Origin of the sequence: Niallia oryzisoli (genome assembly GCF_043641075.1) — a bacterium.
In the GTDB taxonomy this organism is placed as follows: domain Bacteria; phylum Bacillota; class Bacilli; order Bacillales; family Cytobacillaceae; genus Bacillus_BD; species Bacillus_BD oryzisoli_A.
In genome coordinates, this window is sequence record NZ_JBHZRC010000001.1 from 1538840 (window position 1) to 1557030 (window position 18191).

General features: G+C 37.3%; 23 protein-coding genes. 6 read left to right on the forward strand and 17 right to left on the reverse strand.

Annotated features, from left to right (window positions below; genetic code table 11):
- Window position 1 precedes the first annotated feature (1 nt).
- Together ACHUFV_RS07870 and ACHUFV_RS07875 are read right to left on the reverse strand one after the other, a co-directional pair.
- The gene (locus ACHUFV_RS07870) at window positions 2–433 is read right to left on the reverse strand and encodes a deoxycytidylate deaminase (protein ID WP_394233027.1); all 432 of its coding nucleotides are present in this window, start codon (window positions 431–433) and stop codon (window positions 2–4) included.
- A 76-nt stretch (window positions 434–509) separates the two neighbouring features.
- On the reverse strand, window positions 510–1157 hold the full coding sequence (locus ACHUFV_RS07875; RefSeq protein WP_394233028.1) for a helix-hairpin-helix domain-containing protein: 648 nt from the start codon (window positions 1155–1157) through the stop codon (window positions 510–512).
- Between the two features lie 110 nt (window positions 1158–1267).
- Here ACHUFV_RS07875 and comER point away from each other — a divergent pair, with 110 nt between their 5' ends.
- Window positions 1268–2092, forward strand: coding sequence for a late competence protein ComER (comER, locus tag ACHUFV_RS07880; protein WP_394233029.1), 825 nt, complete (start codon window positions 1268–1270; stop codon window positions 2090–2092).
- Between the two features lie 169 nt (window positions 2093–2261).
- Here comER and ACHUFV_RS07885 read toward each other — a convergent pair whose 3' ends face one another.
- From ACHUFV_RS07885 to ACHUFV_RS07920, 8 genes are read right to left on the reverse strand one after another with little or no spacing between them, the layout of a single operon-like run.
- Window positions 2262–3017 carry a class I SAM-dependent DNA methyltransferase gene (locus ACHUFV_RS07885; protein WP_394233030.1) on the reverse strand — a complete coding sequence of 252 codons (756 nt, stop codon included), beginning with the start codon at window positions 3015–3017 and terminating at the stop codon, window positions 2262–2264.
- A complete protein-coding gene (gene rsfS / locus ACHUFV_RS07890) occupies window positions 3014–3370 on the reverse strand; it encodes a ribosome silencing factor (protein WP_394233031.1) in 357 nt (118 codons plus the stop codon). Before rsfS ends, ACHUFV_RS07885 begins: the two co-directional genes overlap by 4 nt.
- Window positions 3371–3374: 4 nt before the next feature.
- Window positions 3375–3938, reverse strand: coding sequence for a bis(5'-nucleosyl)-tetraphosphatase (symmetrical) YqeK (gene yqeK, locus ACHUFV_RS07895; protein WP_394233032.1), 564 nt, complete (start codon window positions 3936–3938; stop codon window positions 3375–3377).
- A complete protein-coding gene (locus ACHUFV_RS07900) occupies window positions 3928–4494 on the reverse strand; it encodes a nicotinate-nucleotide adenylyltransferase (RefSeq protein WP_394233432.1) in 567 nt (188 codons plus the stop codon). Before ACHUFV_RS07900 ends, yqeK begins: the two co-directional genes overlap by 11 nt.
- 30 nt (window positions 4495–4524) lie before the next feature.
- Window positions 4525–4815, reverse strand: coding sequence for a ribosome assembly RNA-binding protein YhbY (gene yhbY / locus ACHUFV_RS07905; RefSeq protein ID WP_394233033.1), 291 nt, complete (start codon window positions 4813–4815; stop codon window positions 4525–4527).
- Window positions 4809–5648 carry a shikimate dehydrogenase gene (gene aroE, locus ACHUFV_RS07910; RefSeq protein WP_394233034.1) on the reverse strand — a complete coding sequence of 280 codons (840 nt, stop codon included), beginning with the start codon at window positions 5646–5648 and terminating at the stop codon, window positions 4809–4811. Before aroE ends, yhbY begins: the two co-directional genes overlap by 7 nt.
- Window positions 5649–5698: 50 nt before the next feature.
- On the reverse strand, window positions 5699–6802 hold the full coding sequence (yqeH, locus tag ACHUFV_RS07915) for a ribosome biogenesis GTPase YqeH (protein WP_394233035.1): 1104 nt from the start codon (window positions 6800–6802) through the stop codon (window positions 5699–5701).
- A 5-nt stretch (window positions 6803–6807) separates the two neighbouring features.
- Window positions 6808–7323, reverse strand: a complete 516-nt coding sequence (locus ACHUFV_RS07920) for a YqeG family HAD IIIA-type phosphatase (RefSeq protein ID WP_394233036.1) — start codon at window positions 7321–7323, stop codon at window positions 6808–6810.
- A 491-nt stretch (window positions 7324–7814) separates the two neighbouring features.
- On the opposite strand from ACHUFV_RS07920, the gene sda reads away from it, so the two are divergent.
- Window positions 7815–7955, forward strand: a complete 141-nt coding sequence (gene sda, locus ACHUFV_RS07925; RefSeq protein ID WP_394233037.1) for a sporulation histidine kinase inhibitor Sda — start codon at window positions 7815–7817, stop codon at window positions 7953–7955.
- Window positions 7956–7995: 40 nt separating this feature from the next.
- On the opposite strand, the gene ACHUFV_RS07930 is transcribed toward sda, so the two are convergent.
- Entirely contained in the window at window positions 7996–8787 is a 792-nt protein-coding gene (locus tag ACHUFV_RS07930) for a phosphatidylserine decarboxylase (RefSeq protein WP_394233038.1), read from the reverse strand.
- A 112-nt stretch (window positions 8788–8899) separates the two neighbouring features.
- Here ACHUFV_RS07930 and pssA point away from each other — a divergent pair, with 112 nt between their 5' ends.
- Both pssA and sigK read left to right on the forward strand, forming a co-directional pair.
- Window positions 8900–9439: a CDP-diacylglycerol--serine O-phosphatidyltransferase gene (pssA, locus tag ACHUFV_RS07935; protein WP_394233039.1), complete on the forward strand. Its 540-nt coding sequence runs from the start codon at window positions 8900–8902 to the stop codon at window positions 9437–9439.
- Window positions 9440–9617: 178 nt separating this feature from the next.
- Complete coding sequence (sigK, locus tag ACHUFV_RS07940) at window positions 9618–10337, forward strand: RNA polymerase sporulation sigma factor SigK (RefSeq protein ID WP_394233040.1); 720 nt, start codon at window positions 9618–9620, stop codon at window positions 10335–10337.
- Window positions 10338–10637: 300 nt separating this feature from the next.
- On the opposite strand, the gene ACHUFV_RS07945 is transcribed toward sigK, so the two are convergent.
- On the reverse strand, window positions 10638–10895 hold the full coding sequence (locus tag ACHUFV_RS07945; RefSeq protein ID WP_394233041.1) for a YrhC family protein: 258 nt from the start codon (window positions 10893–10895) through the stop codon (window positions 10638–10640).
- 159 nt (window positions 10896–11054) lie between these two features.
- Window positions 11055–11756, reverse strand: a complete 702-nt coding sequence (mtnN, locus tag ACHUFV_RS07950; RefSeq protein WP_394233042.1) for a 5'-methylthioadenosine/S-adenosylhomocysteine nucleosidase — start codon at window positions 11754–11756, stop codon at window positions 11055–11057.
- A gap of 201 nt (window positions 11757–11957) precedes the next feature.
- Here mtnN and ACHUFV_RS07955 point away from each other — a divergent pair, with 201 nt between their 5' ends.
- Window positions 11958–12167 carry a YrzA family protein gene (locus tag ACHUFV_RS07955; RefSeq protein WP_394233043.1) on the forward strand — a complete coding sequence of 70 codons (210 nt, stop codon included), beginning with the start codon at window positions 11958–11960 and terminating at the stop codon, window positions 12165–12167.
- Window positions 12168–12196: 29 nt separating this feature from the next.
- Entirely contained in the window at window positions 12197–13420 is a 1224-nt protein-coding gene (locus tag ACHUFV_RS07960) for a PucR family transcriptional regulator (RefSeq protein ID WP_394233044.1), read from the forward strand.
- Between the two features lie 48 nt (window positions 13421–13468).
- On the opposite strand, the gene ACHUFV_RS07965 is transcribed toward ACHUFV_RS07960, so the two are convergent.
- The 4 genes from ACHUFV_RS07965 to ACHUFV_RS07980 form a co-directional block, all read right to left on the reverse strand.
- The gene (locus ACHUFV_RS07965; protein ID WP_394233045.1) at window positions 13469–14203 is read right to left on the reverse strand and encodes a YrrS family protein; all 735 of its coding nucleotides are present in this window, start codon (window positions 14201–14203) and stop codon (window positions 13469–13471) included.
- Window positions 14204–14328: 125 nt separating this feature from the next.
- Window positions 14329–16098, reverse strand: a complete 1770-nt coding sequence (locus ACHUFV_RS07970; protein WP_394233046.1) for a peptidoglycan D,D-transpeptidase FtsI family protein — start codon at window positions 16096–16098, stop codon at window positions 14329–14331.
- A 63-nt stretch (window positions 16099–16161) separates the two neighbouring features.
- Window positions 16162–16638 (reverse strand): transcription elongation factor GreA, encoded by a 477-nt coding sequence (gene greA, locus ACHUFV_RS07975; protein ID WP_394233047.1) that lies wholly within the window; start codon window positions 16636–16638, stop codon window positions 16162–16164.
- Window positions 16639–16888: 250 nt separating this feature from the next.
- A complete protein-coding gene (locus ACHUFV_RS07980; RefSeq protein WP_394233048.1) occupies window positions 16889–18157 on the reverse strand; it encodes a peptidase U32 family protein in 1269 nt (422 codons plus the stop codon).
- Between the last annotated feature and the right edge of the window lie 34 nt (window positions 18158–18191).

Below are 18191 nucleotides of genomic sequence, written 5' to 3' on the forward strand. Positions count from 1 at the left end.
CCTACGCTTCTTCTTTTCTAGGCAAATGAACCACTTCAATATCCTTTAAAAAGAATTCATTCCATTTGTTTGGATAGGCATCCCGGTATACAATTCGCGCTATCCCTGACTGGGCAAGTGTTTTGGCACATTTTTCACAAGGTTCATGTGTCACATAGGCTGTTGCACCTTTTAGTAGGCCTCTATCCGCATGGAGGACCGCATTCTCTTCAGCATGAAGTGTACGGATACATCGACCTTGCTCATTAATTAGACACCCTGCATCTTCACAATGGTCATGACCATGAATAGAACCATTATAACCAGTAGATGCAATGTGTTTATCCTTTACAATAACACAGCCTACATGAAGCCTTGGACAAGTAGAGCGTGTCCCAACTTCTTCTGCAATATCTAAAAAATAATCATCCCAGCTTTTCCTGTTCATTGTCATGAATGTCCTTCTCCTTCTATACAATCAAATTCGAATCTGTCAATAATTGTACCATGACTCCTGAAGTAGCACTATCCTAGTTAACGGTAATATGTTCTTTTAGCTTTTCAAACGTTTTTTCGCCAATTCCGCTTATCTCCATTAGATCCTCTATCGAGCGAAAGCGACCATTCGTTTCACGATATTCTATGATGGCAGCTGCCTTCGAGGGACCTACACCGGGCAAGACTTGTAATTCTGTATCAGAAGCACTATTAATATTAACGAGAGATTTCCCTGCGGATGCTGTAACAGAGGTCATGCTGCCCTGCACTTCCTCGGTCAATGAACTGTTATCTCCTATAACAGGAATATACAAGACCATTTCATCTGCAACTCTCATGGCAAAATTAATGCTATGTTGATCTGCCGTATCAAGCAGTCCTCCTGCTTGATTGATGAGGTCTTGGACACGATCACCCGCAAAGGCTTTATATACTCCAGGAGATGCAACCGCTCCTTTTACATCGACCATTATCCGTTCCTTTTCTTCACTTGATTGATCCTTTTCCTGAACATTCTGCCGGTCCCCAAAGGGCTCGCCATTTTCTTCTAACCAGTCATCACTTAAAGCATCTTCTGTAACATCCTTTTCTGATGGGACGAGAAAATAAATTCCAATCGTTACCGCAACTAAAATAACAATTAATAAATACATCTTATTCCCTTTTAACCATTCCTGCATGTAGAACATTCCTTTCTGCTTTTAATTAAAGGGTTTTTTGAATAAGCATAAATCCAAGAATTTACACATAGCATGATATGAGAGTGGGTCTGTAAAGGAGGGGTGGTACAATGGATGTCGGGATCATTGGAACAGGAAATATGGGGAGAATCTTAACAGAAGCATTGGTGGATGGAAAGGCCGTTTCCCCTTCCTCCATAATGATTACAAATAGAACCATTTCAAAGGCTTTTTCCGTAAAACAACAATATCCAGAAATACGACTAACTAAGAACATAGAAAAAATTGGTAAGGTTTGTGATTTGATTTTTATCTGCGTAAAACCACATGATGTATATCATGTAACGAAGAAGCTTCATCCGTTTTTAACAAAAGACAAATGTGTTATTTCCATTACGAGCCCAATTAATGTGGAACAGCTTGAATCGGTCCTCCCCTGTTCAGTAGCAAGAGTCATTCCAAGTATTACTAATCGAGCTCTTGCAGGCGTTACGTTAGTTTCATTCGGAAAAAAATGTAGACAGGAATGGAAAGAGTGTATTGTGGAACTTTTTAATCATATTTCCACACCCGTTGAAATTTCCGAGGACATAACTAGAGTTGCTTCAGATATTGTCAGCTGTGGACCCGCTTTTTTCAGCTATTTAACACAGCGTTTTATCCAAGCAGCTGTAAATGAGACAAAAATAGATCAAGAAAAAGCAACTATTTTAGCAAGTGAAATGTTAATTGGACTAGGAGAGTTACTACGACAAGGGCACTATACATTGCCAACACTACAGGAAAAGGTTTGCGTAAAAGGAGGTATTACGGGAGAAGGAATAAAAGTGTTGGAAAATGAACTCGGGGATATTTTCGAGCATGTATTTCAAGCAACACATTTGAAATTTGAAGATGACTTATCGGATTTAAGGAATCAGTACACGATTAAATAATTCGATAAATAACGAGCAACTCCTCCTTTGACTTATGATTTATTTGGTAGCAAATAACGATTATGCAGTAAATACCTGCGAGATATATGTCCTTAAAAGTTTGTTTTTCATATAAGAAACATGACAGTCATTTATCTCGCAGGTATTCTTTTTGTTTTGTATCAGATCATTATTCAGTTTTGCGTTTCCGTGCGGTAAAGAAAATTCTTTCCGACTCAGCATTTGGATTTGAATGGAGAAAATCCGCTGTTACATCGAGTAGTTCAAAGCCAGTCATCGACAACCATTTTTCATACTGCTCGATTGCGTATGTTCGCTGCAAATGAAGTTCATCGTATCGATTATATTGATTTGTATGGGTATCAAGATGAAAGAACGTTAATTCATGCTCAACACTATTCGGGTACTCACCTTCAAAGCATTGCCAAATATAACTTACATCTTCACCATTGTATGCGTAAGTTTGGTCAATAAATAAAGTGTTTATTTTATAGACCGAATGAACATCAAAGAGAAACAGTCCTTCTGGCTTTACATGATGTAAAACTCTTTCAAAGGTCTGGACCACTTCCCTTTCTGTTTGCAAGTAATTGAGAGAATCACAAAAAATGCCGATAATATCAAACTGTCCCAATCCCTCAAGCTCTGACATATCCTGCTCAGCAAAAAATAGTGAATGGCCTCTTTTATCGGCCTTTTCCTTCGCAACGGCAAGCATATCGCCAGATAGGTCAACACCTGTCACGTCATATCCTTCATCAGCTAATTGAATGGTTAATTCCCCTGTACCACAAGCTAAATCGAGTAATTTTTTTCCCGCTATTCCGTACGTTTCTGCCTGCCGTTTAATAAACGTGAGCCATTCATGATAAGGAACATCCCTCATTAATTCATCGTAAAGATAAGCAAACCTGCCATATGTCATTGATTCAGCTCACTTTGGATATGTTCGACCGGAGCATCTCCCCATAAACGTTCAAGGTTATAATAGCTTCTTTCATCCTTATGGAAAATATGAGCGATAACATCACCCAAATCCACTAAAATCCATCTCGCTTCATCAAATCCCTCAACACGTTTAATAGACAAGCCCGTTTCCTCAACCTTTTCTTTCATCTCTCGGGCAATTGCCTGAACCTGCTTATCTGAATTTCCGTGGCAAATAACAAAGTAATCCGCTACAAGCGAAATGCCTTTCATATTTAAAACCACGATATCCTCTGCTCTCTTATCATCTGCTGCTTTAACTGCTACTTCTAATAATTGACGTTCATTCATGTAATCAATCCTCCTTTTTGACTAAATCATTATAAGTAAGAAATGTGAGAGGAAAAATGCGCTGATTTTTCTTCAGCAAGAAAACAATGGTATTTTTCATCGACTGGATTAATGCTTGATTTAAATCATGTTTAGCCATTTCTCTTACTTCCTCTACACCCGGAAAATGTCTACCCGGCTCAATGTAATCAGCAAGATAAATAATTTTTTCTAGTTTTGTCATATTGGGCCGTCCCGATGTATGGTAGCATATAGCATCAAGAATCTCAGGGTCTGTAATACCAGCTTCTTTTTCAACTAAATATGCACCGACTGGCGCATGCCAGAGCTCACTGTTATATTCAAGCAACTCTGGATTCATTTTCTGATCAACAATGATTGATTTCATTTCTTCTTTATCACGAAACTTTGCATAATCATGAAAAATAGCGGCTAACTCCGCTTTTTTTTCATCTGCACCGTATTTTTCAGCTAATAAAATAGCAGTCTCCATGACACCTAACGTATGCTGATACCGATGAGCTGTAATCTGTTTTTGGACAAGCTCAAGAGCTTCTTCACGTTTCATATAACCGATTCTCCTCAATGTATTCCATTACCGAATCTGGAACAAAGTAACGAATACTTTTTCCCTCTTTTAGGCGATTTCTGATCATTAAAGAGGAGATTTCAATATTGGGTACATCTACATAGATGATTGGATAATCTGATTGTATGTCATATTCGGGTCTATTAACCCCAACAAATGTTACAATTTTGATTAACTCCTCGATCTTATACCATTTTGGTAAATACTCTATCATGTCTGCTCCAATGATGAATGAAAAGCGATAATCATATCTTTCTTTTAAAAGCTTCATCGTATCAAATGTATACGATCTGCCGGGGCGTTCAAGCTCAATCATTTGCAGCTTGAACATGGAATTATCGGCAATTGCTCTCTTAACCATCTCCGACCGATGATGACCACTCACACCTTCTAATGTCTGTTTATGGGGCGGTTCCTGATTCGGCATAAACCATATTTCATCGTAATTCAATTGCATTTGTACTTCATTTGCAATAATTAAATGTCCTAAATGCGGAGGGTTAAATGTACCTCCTAAAATAGCTATTCTTTTCAGAGAAAATCATCTCCACTGAAATCTAAATTCTTATGGCAATACGAGCTGCTTATTTTCAATTGACTCTTTATATAGAACAATCGTGTTTCCGATAATTTGGACAAGCTCAGCAGCTGCACCCTTTACAATAGCTTCAGCTACTTCATCTCTATCTTCATCACAATTTTGCAGAACACTGACTTTTAGCAACTCACGAGCTTCTAGAGCCTCACGAATCTGCTTGATCATATTCTCATTCACGCCACCCTTTCCTACTTGAAAGATTGGATTTAAATGATGAGCTTTAGATCGCAAAAAACGTTTTTGTTTTCCTGTTAACATGACTTTCCTCCCAAATGTTTCAATACAATAGACTGCATTCTTTCCGTATCCGGAAGAATTCCAGTCCACTTTTCAAATGCCAGTGCGCCCTGATAGGCAAACATTGGAATCCCGTTTTGTGTTCGAGCTCCATGTCGCTTCGCATCCTGTAAAAACTTTGTTTCAAGCGGCGTATAAATAATATCACTGACAAATGCATCCTTTTTTATCCTATCAAGACAAATAGGTGAACGGTTAATTTCTGGATGCATACCAATCGAAGTTGTCTGCACAATTAAATCATATTTGGACAACTTTTCTTCTGCATCCTCTATCCTTAATACAGCAGAATCCACAGGATAAGGACAATTTTTCACGAGATATTCAGCTTTATCCAGTGTGCGGTTCGCAATATCGATGGATTGTACTCCTGCATGTGCCATCGTAAAGTAAATAGCCCGTGCAGCACCGCCAGCTCCGATTAAAAGCATATTTTTGTTATCAAAAGATGGTATTTCTTTTTTAAGTGCTTCTAGAAATCCACTTCCATCTGTATTATACCCAATAAATCTACCATCATCGTTCACAACTGTATTAACAGCACCAATGGCTTGTGCAAGAGGATCAATTTCATCTAAAAATGGCATAATCGCCGTTTTATGTGGCACGGTAATATTAAAACCCGCTAAATGGATAGCCTTAAACCCCTTAACCGCATCCTGTAAAGCTTCCTTTTTTACATGAAAGGCAAAAAACTCTGCATTGATATCATAGCGTTGAAATGAATCATTATGCATAATCGGTGACATCGAGTGTGCAATCGGATCACCAATTACCCCGTATATTTTTTTCAATGAAAACCTCTCCCCACCCTGAAACTTTCTCTTTCTTCTATTTTCTTTACCTAGATTAAAGCTTTTCTTATGAGCGCGTGAACCCCTTTTGGCACATAAGCTGCAACAACAGCTCCTGGTTCATGCACAGTCACCCATCCAAGTCCAGAAAAAACAATATCTGTCTTCCCTTCCTTAACGGTAAACTCATGTCTGACTAACTCTGGAAATGAATCAAGTTCGTCCTTTTTCGGCGGCGTTAACAAATCCCCTGCTTGTCTCTCATACAAGTCATCAGCATTTTCAATTTTAGTTCGGTGGATTATCAGGTCATTTGAAAAATGGCATGAAAAGGATTTACGCCCACCCTTAATATAATCGAACCGGCCCAATCCTCCAAAAAATAAGGTTTGACCTTCATTTAATTGATACACCTTTGGCTTTATTTCTTTTTTTGGTGTAATCACCTTCAAATCGCGCTTGTCAACGTAATGGGCCATTTGATGATGGTTGATGATTCCTGGCGTGTCCACTAATACCTGTCCATCTGAAAGCGGGATTTCGATAATATCAAGTGTTGTTCCTGGAAAATGTGATGTGGTAATGACATCATCCTCCCCTGACACTTCTTTAATGATCCGATTAATAAAGGTTGATTTGCCAACGTTTGTACATCCGACAATATAGACATCTTTGCCTTCTCTATATTCATCAATGGCAGCAGCAACTTCCTTCATATATAGACCCTTCGCTGCACTTACAAGGAACACCTCAGCAGGCTTTAAACCAAGCTGCTTTGCCTCCTGCTTCATCCAGTTTATTAATTTATTTGGCTTCACGGACTTCGGAATCAAATCCACTTTATTACCAATTAGTAACACTTTATTTTTACCGGTAAAACGATGCAGTCCCGGCAGCCAGCTGCCATTAAAATCAAAAATATCAACAATTTTTACGATTAAAGCATCACTTTTTCCAATTTCATTTAATATCCGTAAAAAATCATCGTCTGTTAGACTTACATCCTGAATTTCATTATAATGCTTTAAACGAAAGCATCGTTGGCAAATAATCGGTTCTTTTTCTAAAGCAGACGCAGGTGTATATCCTAATTCCTCAGGATTTTCTGTCTGAATTTGCACTCCGCATCCGACACATGAATACTGTTCACTCAAATGATTTATTCCTCCCATTGCAGCATGCCTTTTTTTCTAAACCAGTTCAATATTTGTCTTTCAACCAATCGATTAAATTTTGTAGCTAACCCATCTGTTTGCGCAACAGGTACAACTAAAATAGTATGAAAGCCACCCAAATTACCGCCGAGAACATCTGTTAAAAGCTGGTCTCCAATTACAACTGTCTCTTCTTTCTTCACATTCATTAAGTCAGCAGCTTTATGAAAGGCCTTTGCCAGCGGTTTTCTAGCACGATAAATAAACCCTGTATTAATCGGATCCGAGAAAGCCTTCACCCTTGTTTCATTATTATTTGAAACAATGGTTATCTTTATATTATGCTGCTTCATTTCTTCAAACCACTTAATGACATTTGGTGTTGCCTGTGGCCGATCCCATTCGACAAGCGTATTGTCTAAGTCGGTAATGATTGCTTTAATCCCTCTTGCTTTTAAGTCTTCCGGGCGAATATCCAGAATACTTTTTACATGCTGGTTAGGCAAGAATTGCTTTAACACGAATTTACACCCCATTATCGATAACCCATTTAACGATCATTCTTTAGTTATTCTTTATTCAAAATTTGTTGGAGCTCTTTCCACTTTTTTCACCGTAATCATCATAACTAATTTTAACCATTTGTTCAAAAAAAACCGTAATATTCCATCATACGAATTTTAGTTAATTCTAAAAATCGTTCGACAGCTTTCAACAGCTTAAGATTTTGTGGATAACTTTATTCACAATTCTAACAGCGTTTTAATGGTATTATTACTATTTATTAACAAATTAATAACAAGTTATCCACTTGCAATTGTGGATAAACAGAACGATTGTTCTTAACATTAAATTCTGTTAGAGTATGTATACAAGCAATGTAACTTACACTATATGATATGTAGGAGCGAAAAGAACTTCTTTTTTAAGTTTTTTATTAATAAACCAAAATCTTGCTGATTATTTATTATTTCTTCATCAATTTCGCAAGAATATGGAGGTGAATTGTGACATGTTTAAATTATCAGATGAGCTGCTGCTTGAATCCTATCGCAAAGCCATAGAATTAAACTTAAGTCCAGATTTTATCCGCTTAATTGAAGCGGAAATTCACCGACGTTCCCTCAAAACTACAATCAAAGTAACTTCCTAAACCATTCCCCCTTTAGGGGTTTTCTTTTTTTTGTTACTAGCTAGTCCATCCTAGTCTCCTTTAGGTAACCAATACATTCACCTACCTGAATTGGGCATGGCAGACTTTTCAATGCGGGGGTAAAAGTATCGCCCTCAAACAGAAGGACAACAGTTGAACCAAATGAGAAATAGGCCATTTCTTCACCTTTTTCTACTTCAGCATTTTTATGCAAAATTTCAATTGAATTAATAAACATGGCCCCCACTTTAACCATTGTCATCGATACACCATTATAATACATTTCGGTAATGATTCGATAATTTTTCGAAAGCGGTCTTTTTCCGTATTTTATACCATATTTATTAACAGGATAGGATTTAGTTCCAATTGCTCTCTGACTCAGTACTTTCCCTGAAATGGGGCTGTGTATACGATGATAATTACTGGGACTTAAATAAAAAATAATATACGTTCCATTTAAATATTTTTGCACTTTATCATTGCCGCCAAGCATTTCTGATACTGAGTATTTTTTCCCTTTCACAGATATACTGTGGTCTAATGCAATTGTACCCATATCTTCAATCGTTGCATCAACAGGACTGATAACCGACAAAGGATCTTGAAAAATTGTCCTTGCATCTGATTTTAGTTTTCTTGTAAAAAAGGCATGTAATGACTGATATTCATTGATTGGCTTCTCCATTTCAAGTTGATTGATATGATATATTCTTGAAAAGGAAGGAATGAACAACCTGCTCATTTTTGACTGTGAAAATTTAGCGAGCAATCGAGATGTTGACTTTCGATTTGTTAATTCAATGAATAAACGATAGATCATTTGAATCAATATATTAACCTCCAATAGGGACGCATTTGCCTTTACTAACAGACATAAACACTTTACAATTATATAATAGCTTTATGGAGTTATCCCATTTCCAGTGAAAGGAGTGAGGAGCATGTTCTTATCACAGGTCTTTGACCAGACAATTAAAAAATTAAAATCACAGACGGCCAATATTTTAACACTTGGCAATTTAACATTGGGCGGCTTTGCCATTATTTCTACTATTAGAGGCGAGTTACACTTAAGCCTGCTGTTGATTTTTATCGCTGCATTACTAGATCGTTTTGACGGGATGACAGCTAGGAAATTAAATATTGAATCTGAGCTTGGGGAACAGTTAGATTCTATGAGTGATATTATATCATTTGGTGTTGCCCCCGCACTACTTTTGTATCAAGGTATTTTATATGAATTCGGTGCACCAGGTACCTTCTTTACTGTTTTCTACATTGCCTGCGGTGCATTCAGACTTGCCCGTTTCAACATTTCCCATAATCACAGCTATTTTACCGGTTTGCCGATAACTGCTGCAGGATGTCTGGCTACTTTTAGCTTTTTAGCCCTCCCTTATTTGCCACCACAATTTTTTCTATTTTTAATTATTGTCCTTTCATTTCTAATGGTCAGTACTTTCCGCTTAAAAAAGATGTAAATTTAATAATAATTATAAGAGATTTCGTATCAAATAAGCACAAGCTCGTACTTTTATGGTATGAGCTTATGTTTTTATTAGAAATTATTTTTGACTGGACAGACAAATTAACCAGCTTTTTCACATAAGTATTGGTTACAGGCATCAGTCTCATACCTTAAAAAGCGGAGGTGGCGCCATGTCAGGGATTATGACGGCAATTGCTTATTTATTAAAGGAAATTGTCTTTCTCGTCTCCTATGTTAAAAATAACGCCTTTCCTCAACCACTGTCTGCGGCTGATGAAAGGAAGTATCTGCAGCTAATGGCAGACGGTGATTCAAATGCCCGTAATATCTTGATAGAGCATAATCTAAGATTAGTTGCCCATATAGTTAAGAAATTTGAGAATACAGGTGAGGATGCTGAGGATTTAATTTCTATTGGTACGATCGGGTTAATTAAAGCCATTGAAAGCTACTCAGATGGAAAAGGTACAAAGCTTGCAACCTATGCAGCCAGATGTATTGAAAATGAAATTCTAATGCATTTGCGGGCTTTAAAGAAGACAAAAAAAGATGTCTCTCTCCATGACCCTATTGGACAGGATAAGGAAGGAAATGAAATATCTTTAATCGATGTCCTGAAATCAGAATCAGAAGATGTGATTGATACGATCCAATTAAATATGGAGCTTGAAAAAGTAAAAGAATATATTGATGTGTTAGATAATCGTGAAAAGGAAGTCATCGTCGGCCGTTTTGGTCTTGACTTACAAAAGGAAAAAACACAGCGGGAAATTGCGAAGGAACTCGGTATCTCAAGAAGCTACGTCTCCAGAATTGAAAAAAGAGCACTCATGAAGATGTTCCATGAGTTCTACCGTGCTGAAAAAGAAAAACGAAAGAGAATGGAATAGGCATTAACCCTGTCAGGTTAACGCCTTTTTCACCTAATCTACACTAACTTCTGCAGAAATAATACACCCGATTGCACCAACAATAATAAAAGACATGACCATAATAAACATTTCACACACCCCTGATAGTAAGTTTGTATAGTTTGAATTTACCATATTTAAAATCATTTAAAGAGCTGTGAATGTGAAAGTTTCGTTACATTTTGGAAGCCCTTACAAAAAGAAAAAGTGCAAAGCGCCTGACCATTGGCTAGGCGCTTATTGTACAAAAAAAATACGTCCAATACATTGGACGTTACTTTACTTTTTTATTAAAAAATCCTGCCCTTCTTCTGTTTCAAGAAGTTTTTTATAATAGCTTTTAGATCGCATTAAGAAAAAAACGGCACCGACAAGGAAAACTGTCGTTATGATCATCATCATAATGACTTCCACTTGACTTTTGTCTATAGTTGGTAATAAAACACCTAAATAAAAGAAAGCACTGATTGCAAGCATAACCTTTGCGTACTGCTTAAAATCAACCATTTTCTCATAATATTCCTTCGCTTGATGCATGTCATCACCTGCTTTGTCAGCATTATCAGAATGAAGTTCTCATTCTCGTTATCTACTAAATTACTTTAACATATAATGAAACGGAACAGATGATGTAAATATTAGAAATAACAAAGGAGACTGTAGTTTAAACTAGTCTCCTTTGTTATTTAAATAAAATTAACGATTTTTTAATAGATTTACCATTCTTATTACGAGACTGGCTGAATTCAATGCGGCCTTTTCTAAAAATTGATCAAATGAAATATTGGATTCCTTACCAGCAATATCTGACAAGGAACGGATGACTACGAAGGGTACACCAAATTGATGTGCTACCTGCGCAATTGCGGCTGCTTCCATTTCCACAGCCTTTAAATCATTGAACTTTTCACGTACAAATTCTACACGGACAGGATCATTCATAAAGGAATCACCTGTTGCAATTAGGCCCTGGGCGGTTTGAATGCCACTGATTTCCTTTGCACCTTCCTGCGCGACCTTTATCAGCTCCGCATCTGCTGCAAAAGCAGCTGGCAGCTGCGGCACTTGACCGTATTCATAGCCAAAAATGGTGACATCGACGTCATGATGACGTACCTCCGTTGAAATAACAAGATCCCCAATATTTAAATTTGGATCATATCCACCTGCAGATCCTGTATTTATCACATAGTCCGGTTTATATTTTTTAAGTAAAATAGTCGTTGACATGGCTGCATTAACTTTCCCTATCCCTGAACGAAGTAATACAACCTCAACTCCGTCCATAATACCGAAAGTAAATTCTGATCCCGCAATCACTTCAACCTTTTGGCCTTCTATTTTATCCCTCAGGATTGTTACTTCTTCTTCCATTGCTCCAATAATGGCTACTTTCATGCATTAATACCTCTTTCATATCTTTATTAGTCGGAGTATCCTTATCTTACGACACATTATTCCATTCTTAAAAGTATACAGTAAATTTATTTGTTTTCAAAACATATATCTAAACCACATACTATAAACGAATAAAGTGTAGTATAATTTTATTTTTGAATAATACATACAATAAATACATAGAAGAAAGGGAGTCAAAAGATGAATTTTCAACTTGATTTCATTGAGGACAAGGTAGAATTTTATGAAGCCCATGATATAAAAACACTTGAGAAAAAAATAAATGCTCAAATAGAAGTGAATAAAGCTATTTTACTAAAGGTTCATTCGGTTTCACATCAGATGCATGTGGATGAAAATGGCAGAACTCTATACTCTGCTGTAGTCCATTTTAAAGCAAATAAAATGTAATGTACGTTGCCAGAAAGGTTAGATAAAGTATGGCCCATAACCCTTTTCATACAAGCTTTAATCATTTAGACGAACTTGCGGATTATGTCAGTAAAGTACTCCATTGCCCCATTACGATTGAAGATGCCAATCATAATCTTCTCTCCTACAGCACTCATGACCTTAGAACGGATAGTGTTAGAACTTCAACAATCATGCAGCGGAGAGTGCCAGAAAAGGTTATCAATCAATTATGGAAGGAAGGAACTATTCCCTTATTATTATCTAGTCGTGAACCCATACGAGTGAAATCAATGGATGAGATTGGTTTAAGAGACCGATTAGCCGTGTCAATTTGGAAAAAAGATGAAGTGCTTGGGTTTATCTGGGCAATAGAAGGAGAGAAACCTTTCGAGGATAAAGACTTACTGATTCTTAATCAAGCTGCAGATGCAACGAAGAATATTCTCCTCAAGATGCATAATCGAAAAAATATGAGAGAAGAGCGTTACCAAGAATTTTTTTGGAGGCTATTAACAAGTCATTTCCCGTCAAATGACAATATTATCGAGAAGTTTCATTCCCTTCAATTGGTTCCGCCTTCCCTATTTGCTATTGTCATCTTTCAATTTTCAAAAGATATATTAGCAGAAGACGAGAAGAAAATCATTTATCTCTTAACAACGAGGCAGGAGCCAAAAATTTTACTTTATACCTTTGATCACTCTCAGCTACTATTGCTGACTTCACTGCATGAATCCGACCATCCACAGCAAAAGCTAAACAAACTCTGTGAATGGTTCCCTGAAATAATGAAGGAACGATATTCGGTTGAATCCATAATCCCAAGCTGCAGTGGATTATATAATGACTTTATGAAGGTTGAAAAGGCGTATCAGCAGGCGTTAACGGTCCTGACCATTAAAGATAAATTCCCATCTGAGGTCAAACATATTCATAGTTATCAAGAACTAGGGATTTTCAAATATCTTGATTTACTACGTGACAAGGTACTAACGGACGACTATGAAAACTACGCTTTAAAAAAGCTCCATGAATACGATGAAAAATATCATTATGATCTTGTTCATACACTTGAAGTCTATTTGAACCATGACAGCAATGTACATGAAGCGGCCAAAGCATTAAACATTCACACCAACACATTAAATTATCGTCTTAAACGAATTGTAGAAATTGGAAATATTAATCTAAAAGATGCTAATCAAAAAATAACCTTATTTCTAGATCTTAAGCTTGAAAAGTATATGTAAGATAGGAATAACAAAAGAGGGAGACATGCTCCCTCTTTTGTTATTCTGCTATCCGTTTAATTCTTCAACCATCGTCGGCTGCCAGCCTGAGCCATCTACCCAGTCAATGTAAACTCGGTATTTCTGTTTTGTATCCTTTTGAAGAATGGTTCCAACCGATTTATTTGGTCCATTATTTCCAAGAAATAGGATTGTCATATTACTTTCATCAATCCCGGTTGCATATGTTATCGCCTGCACCATTTCATTCCAATTTTGTCCGCCGTATTCATTTGGATTCGGAGCTGCTTGCGTGGTCTCCACAGGCTCCCAGGCAGGATTTACTATCGTCTTTGATACATCAGGGTCGCTGCCCCCTTCTGTAATTACCTCTTGGTCTTCAGCATCTTCTTTATCTTTATCTTTTTCTTTATCTTTTTCTTTTTTAATATCTTTATTTTGTTCCTTTTCATTTTCTGCTGCTTGATCATCCTGCTCTTCATCATCGTCAGCATTTATTTTTTCTTGATCTTGTTTATTCTTTTCAGTGTTTTTTGGCTGATCTGACTGCTTATCTGCATTAACCGTTTCTGATCGGTCTTTGATAATGCTGCTGTCAGCTCCCGCAAGGGTTTTCTTCTCGCTGGCTGTTTCGTCATCACCAAAGAATATCTTGACTGAAACAAATATAATTAATAAAAATACAATGATAATTAAACTATTTAAAATAATATTGGTTTTTCGCCTTTTCGTCCGAACCATCGAACGTGATTTTTCATCTAAGGGCTGTTTATTGTCTCTCACTGTTTATTCTCCTCTCCCAAAAAGCTTCTACTTTAATGTAACATGAATATGGAAATGACTCATTATTCTTTAAAAACAGATTCAACTATATCACAGGATTTAGCCGAAAAAAAGGTCCAAAGGTTTCACTCTTTTTGGTTTTGATCATATTCATAAATTGATTTTACCATATCTGAATAAAGAAGGTTTACGCCCCCTTCATTTTCCAAAACATCAAGATTTACAACGACCAGCGCATATCGGGGAGTTTGATAAGGAAAATAGCCCGCAAACCATTTGTTGTGAAGCTGCTTTTCTCCTATGTATTTACCTGTCTCACCGGTACCCGATTTTCCTGCCACCTCATATGGCAGGTTCTGAAACCATCTGCCCGTGCCCTCTTCATGGGTCACAACATAACGCAGAAGCCTCTGCAGCTTTGTTGCCGTATACGATGAAATTTTGTCTCCTGTCTGTTCCTTTTCTTTAAAGGATAGTAAAGAGGTCCCATTTTTATATTCGATAGAGGAAGCTGCACGGACTGTTTCCTTTTTTCCACCTCTGGCTATCGTTGCCATCATATTGGCAACTGCCAGCGGCGTGGCCCGAACTTCATGCTGTCCAATCCCGGTTAAACCTACATAGTTTCGATCTGTCCTTGCTTCATCTGACAAAAATACTCGTCCATTGTCTTCATCTGGAAGCTGTTTAAAATCCTCATAATGGTAAATATCCCCTTCCCATCCAGATGGACCAATAAATGAAAGTTTCTTAGCAAATTCCTCAAGGATATTCGGATTCTTTTCCTGTAACTCCTTCGCTAATGTTGCAAAGGTATTATTACAGCTTTTGGCAAAGCTATCATCCATATTTAATTGACCGTATTGATAATGTAAATCGATCTCACCATTGATTTTCCTGCCGCAATCAAACAATCTTCCGGGATCATCAAGCTGATTCTCAATGGCCGCAGCTGCTACAACCGTTTTAAACACAGATCCCGTAATTTGCTGCTTTAACATCAGGTTTTGCGTACCGCTTGTGGTTTCATTAAATGGGTCATTACTGTTGATTCTGGGACGTGATACCATTGAGAGAATAGAATTTGTCTCAATATCCAGCAGCACAAGACCTCCTTTTTTAATTCCATGTTTATCAACCAATTCTTCTGCCTTCTGTTGCAGATTATAGTCAATCGTTGTTCTAATATTGATTGGATAAAAGGGGTTTGCGGGCTCGACATATTTCACATTTATCCCAAATAAGGGGCCTCCACTTGCATCCACATGATACACAAGCTTTGCTTCTCCTTCAGGTAATAAAAACTCATCAAAGCTCTTCTCTAGTCCCGTTAGGCCAATTGAAGTTTTAGGAGAAACCTTTTTATCCGGGTAGCGTTTTTTTACTAATGTTTCATTTTCTCCTGTAATTCCTATAATATGCTCCGCAGGATTCGTATCAAGTGCAAACTTCTTTTCAACTGCAAAAACACCGGGGATTTGCAAGCGATTGATTTTTTCCATTTGTTCCTTTGTTAATCGCAAAGGATTTGGATCCCCGAAAGCAAAGGGCTCTTTAGCCCCTTCTACAGCATTGATCAGTTTGAAGGATGTAACACCAACAATAGAAGCAACCTTTTGAACATCCCACTCTGTTTTTTTTAAGAAAGGGAAAAGAATGAGTACCGGAATATTTTGATGTGTTAATGCCTTTCCATTCTTATCTAGAAAGCCTCCTCTGCCGCTATCGATTACGATGGACTGTGACCTTTGCGAAACGCTTTCCTCTAATAAATTGATGCCATGTTTGGAAAAATGCTTTGTCTCAAAAAGCTGCAATTGCATTAATCTACCTAACAGCAAAGCAAAACACACCAGGCAGAGAGAGACCATTATGATTGCTCTTTTTTTCCACATAATAAATAACACCTCGTCAAAAGTGTTGACGAGGTGTGTTCATTATAAACAATACTTTCAGAATTATTTAATTGTAACGATTCTTACGTTCATTTCTCCACCAGGAGTATGGACAGATACTTGATCCCCTACTTTACGGCCAAGTAGACTTTTTGCAATTGGAGAGTCGTTTGAAATTTTCCCTTCAAAAGGGTCTGCTTCTGCACTTCCAACGATTGTATAGGTTTCTTCATCACCATCTGGAAGTTCGATAAAGGTAACAGAGCTTCCTAATTGAACCGTATCACTGTTCAATTCATCTTCTCCAATTATTTTTGCATTACGAATCATATTTTCAATTGTTGTAATACGACCTTCAACAAATGCCTGTTCTTCTTTTGCTGAATCATATTCAGAGTTCTCAGATAAATCACCGAAACTGCGGGCAATTTTAATCCTTTCAACTACTTCTTTACGTTTAACCGTTTTCAAATGTTCTAACTCTTGCTCAAGCTTTTCTTTACCAGCTTGTGTCATTGGAAATACTTTTTCTACTGCCAAAACCTTTCACTCCTTCTAGTGTTCACAACCCCCATTAGATTGTGTTATCCCAATTTAAGTATGAGCAAATACCTCTTATTTGATTAAAATATATACATGCGCGTCCTTAATAGAACGCGCATTTTGTGATTGATAATAAAAGGTAATAATTATTTATGCTATTGTTGCATAAAAATGATTATTATGCAATAATACTTCAGTTTTTTAACTTAAATTCTTGAAAATAAGGTCATTTTTTCCTATGTTTCGTCTACAGTTCTTTACGCATCATGTTATTTGGATAGACCTGCTTATCGACTTTAAATTGAACGATTTGAAGAGGATGGCGCGCTGCATCTAGTTCATTCCCATCTTCATCCCAAATTTTTTCAATCACCTGTGTAAAATTCTCTATTTCAGGTCCGAAGAATTCTACCTCTTGTCCTGGTTTGAAATGGTTGCGCTGCTGCAGTGTTACTACACTTGTATCTGAATTATAATCTAGTACGAGTCCAGCAAAATCATAGCTTGTCTTTTTGCTATGATTTCCAAACATCTGCTCTTTATACCCTGGAACTCCTTCAAAAAATGCAGGAGCAGTTTCGCGGTTGGCACATTTATCCAATTCCTCAAGCCATTCTTTTTGGATAACAAAATGATCCGGATCAGCACAATATGCATCAATCACTTTACGGTAAACACTCACAACCGTCGCAATATAGTGAATGGATTTCATTCTTCCTTCCACTTTTAAGCTGTCAATTCCTAATTCAATCATTTTTGGAATAGATTCAATAAGGTTTAAATCTTTTGGGCTCATCGCAAACGGTGAATCATCTTCACTGAATAAAGCTACTTCTTCATTATTGTTCAATTGGTACAAATCGTAATCCCAACGGCAAGATTGACAGCATCCGCCTCTGTTTGAATCCCGTGCAGTCATATGATTACTTAACGTACATCTTCCGGAATACGCGATACACATCGCACCATGTACAAAGGTCTCTATTTCAATATCGACTTTTTCTTTCATTTCACGAATTTCCTCAGCACTTGTTTCACGGGCAAGTACGACACGCTGAAGACCTTCTTCCTTCCAAAATTGGACTGCCTTCCAGTTTGATAAGGATTGCTGTGTGCTTAGATGCACCTCAATTTCTGGAGCAAGCCGCTGACAGGTTTCAATAATAAGCGGGTCAGCAACAATAATACCATGGATACCCGCTTCTTTTAAACCGAGCATATAGTCCTCAAGTCCATCGATATTCTCATTGTGAGCAATAATATTTGTTGTTACATATATCTTTGCACCATATTTTTTGGCGAATTCTACGCCTTCCTTCATTTCTTCAAAAGTAAAGTTATCAGCGTTTGAGCGAAGACCGTATTCCTGACCTCCAATAAATACGGCATCCGCACCATAATGCACGGCAATTTTTAATTTTTCAAGATTACCAGCAGGTGCTAATAGTTCCGGTTTTTTCACAACCATTCGTTTACCGTTCACGATTTGTGAAATTGGCTCTTTCGTAATGGACATAGTAATCCCCTTTCTAACTTTCTGCTATATGAAC

What these genes read in the sequence shown, in the direction of transcription:
- ACHUFV_RS07870 (WP_394233027.1), bottom strand. Translation starts at nt 433, where the DNA reads ATGACAATGAACAGGAAAAGCTGGGATGATTATTTTTTAGATATTGCA.
- ACHUFV_RS07875 (WP_394233028.1), bottom strand. Translation starts at nt 1,157, where the DNA reads ATGCAGGAATGGTTAAAAGGGAATAAGATGTATTTATTAATTGTTATT.
- comER (WP_394233029.1), top strand. Translation starts at nt 1,268, where the DNA reads ATGGATGTCGGGATCATTGGAACAGGAAATATGGGGAGAATCTTAACA.
- ACHUFV_RS07885 (WP_394233030.1), bottom strand. Translation starts at nt 3,017, where the DNA reads ATGACATATGGCAGGTTTGCTTATCTTTACGATGAATTAATGAGGGAT.
- rsfS (WP_394233031.1), bottom strand. Translation starts at nt 3,370, where the DNA reads ATGAATGAACGTCAATTATTAGAAGTAGCAGTTAAAGCAGCAGATGAT.
- yqeK (WP_394233032.1), bottom strand. Translation starts at nt 3,938, where the DNA reads ATGAAACGTGAAGAAGCTCTTGAGCTTGTCCAAAAACAGATTACAGCT.
- yhbY (WP_394233033.1), bottom strand. Translation starts at nt 4,815, where the DNA reads ATGTTAACAGGAAAACAAAAACGTTTTTTGCGATCTAAAGCTCATCAT.
- sda (WP_394233037.1), top strand. Translation starts at nt 7,815, where the DNA reads ATGTTTAAATTATCAGATGAGCTGCTGCTTGAATCCTATCGCAAAGCC.
- pssA (WP_394233039.1), top strand. Translation starts at nt 8,900, where the DNA reads ATGTTCTTATCACAGGTCTTTGACCAGACAATTAAAAAATTAAAATCA.
- sigK (WP_394233040.1), top strand. Translation starts at nt 9,618, where the DNA reads ATGTCAGGGATTATGACGGCAATTGCTTATTTATTAAAGGAAATTGTC.
- ACHUFV_RS07945 (WP_394233041.1), bottom strand. Translation starts at nt 10,895, where the DNA reads ATGCATCAAGCGAAGGAATATTATGAGAAAATGGTTGATTTTAAGCAG.
- mtnN (WP_394233042.1), bottom strand. Translation starts at nt 11,756, where the DNA reads ATGAAAGTAGCCATTATTGGAGCAATGGAAGAAGAAGTAACAATCCTG.
- ACHUFV_RS07955 (WP_394233043.1), top strand. Translation starts at nt 11,958, where the DNA reads ATGAATTTTCAACTTGATTTCATTGAGGACAAGGTAGAATTTTATGAA.
- ACHUFV_RS07960 (WP_394233044.1), top strand. Translation starts at nt 12,197, where the DNA reads ATGGCCCATAACCCTTTTCATACAAGCTTTAATCATTTAGACGAACTT.
- ACHUFV_RS07970 (WP_394233046.1), bottom strand. Translation starts at nt 16,098, where the DNA reads ATGTGGAAAAAAAGAGCAATCATAATGGTCTCTCTCTGCCTGGTGTGT.
- ACHUFV_RS07980 (WP_394233048.1), bottom strand. Translation starts at nt 18,157, where the DNA reads ATGTCCATTACGAAAGAGCCAATTTCACAAATCGTGAACGGTAAACGA.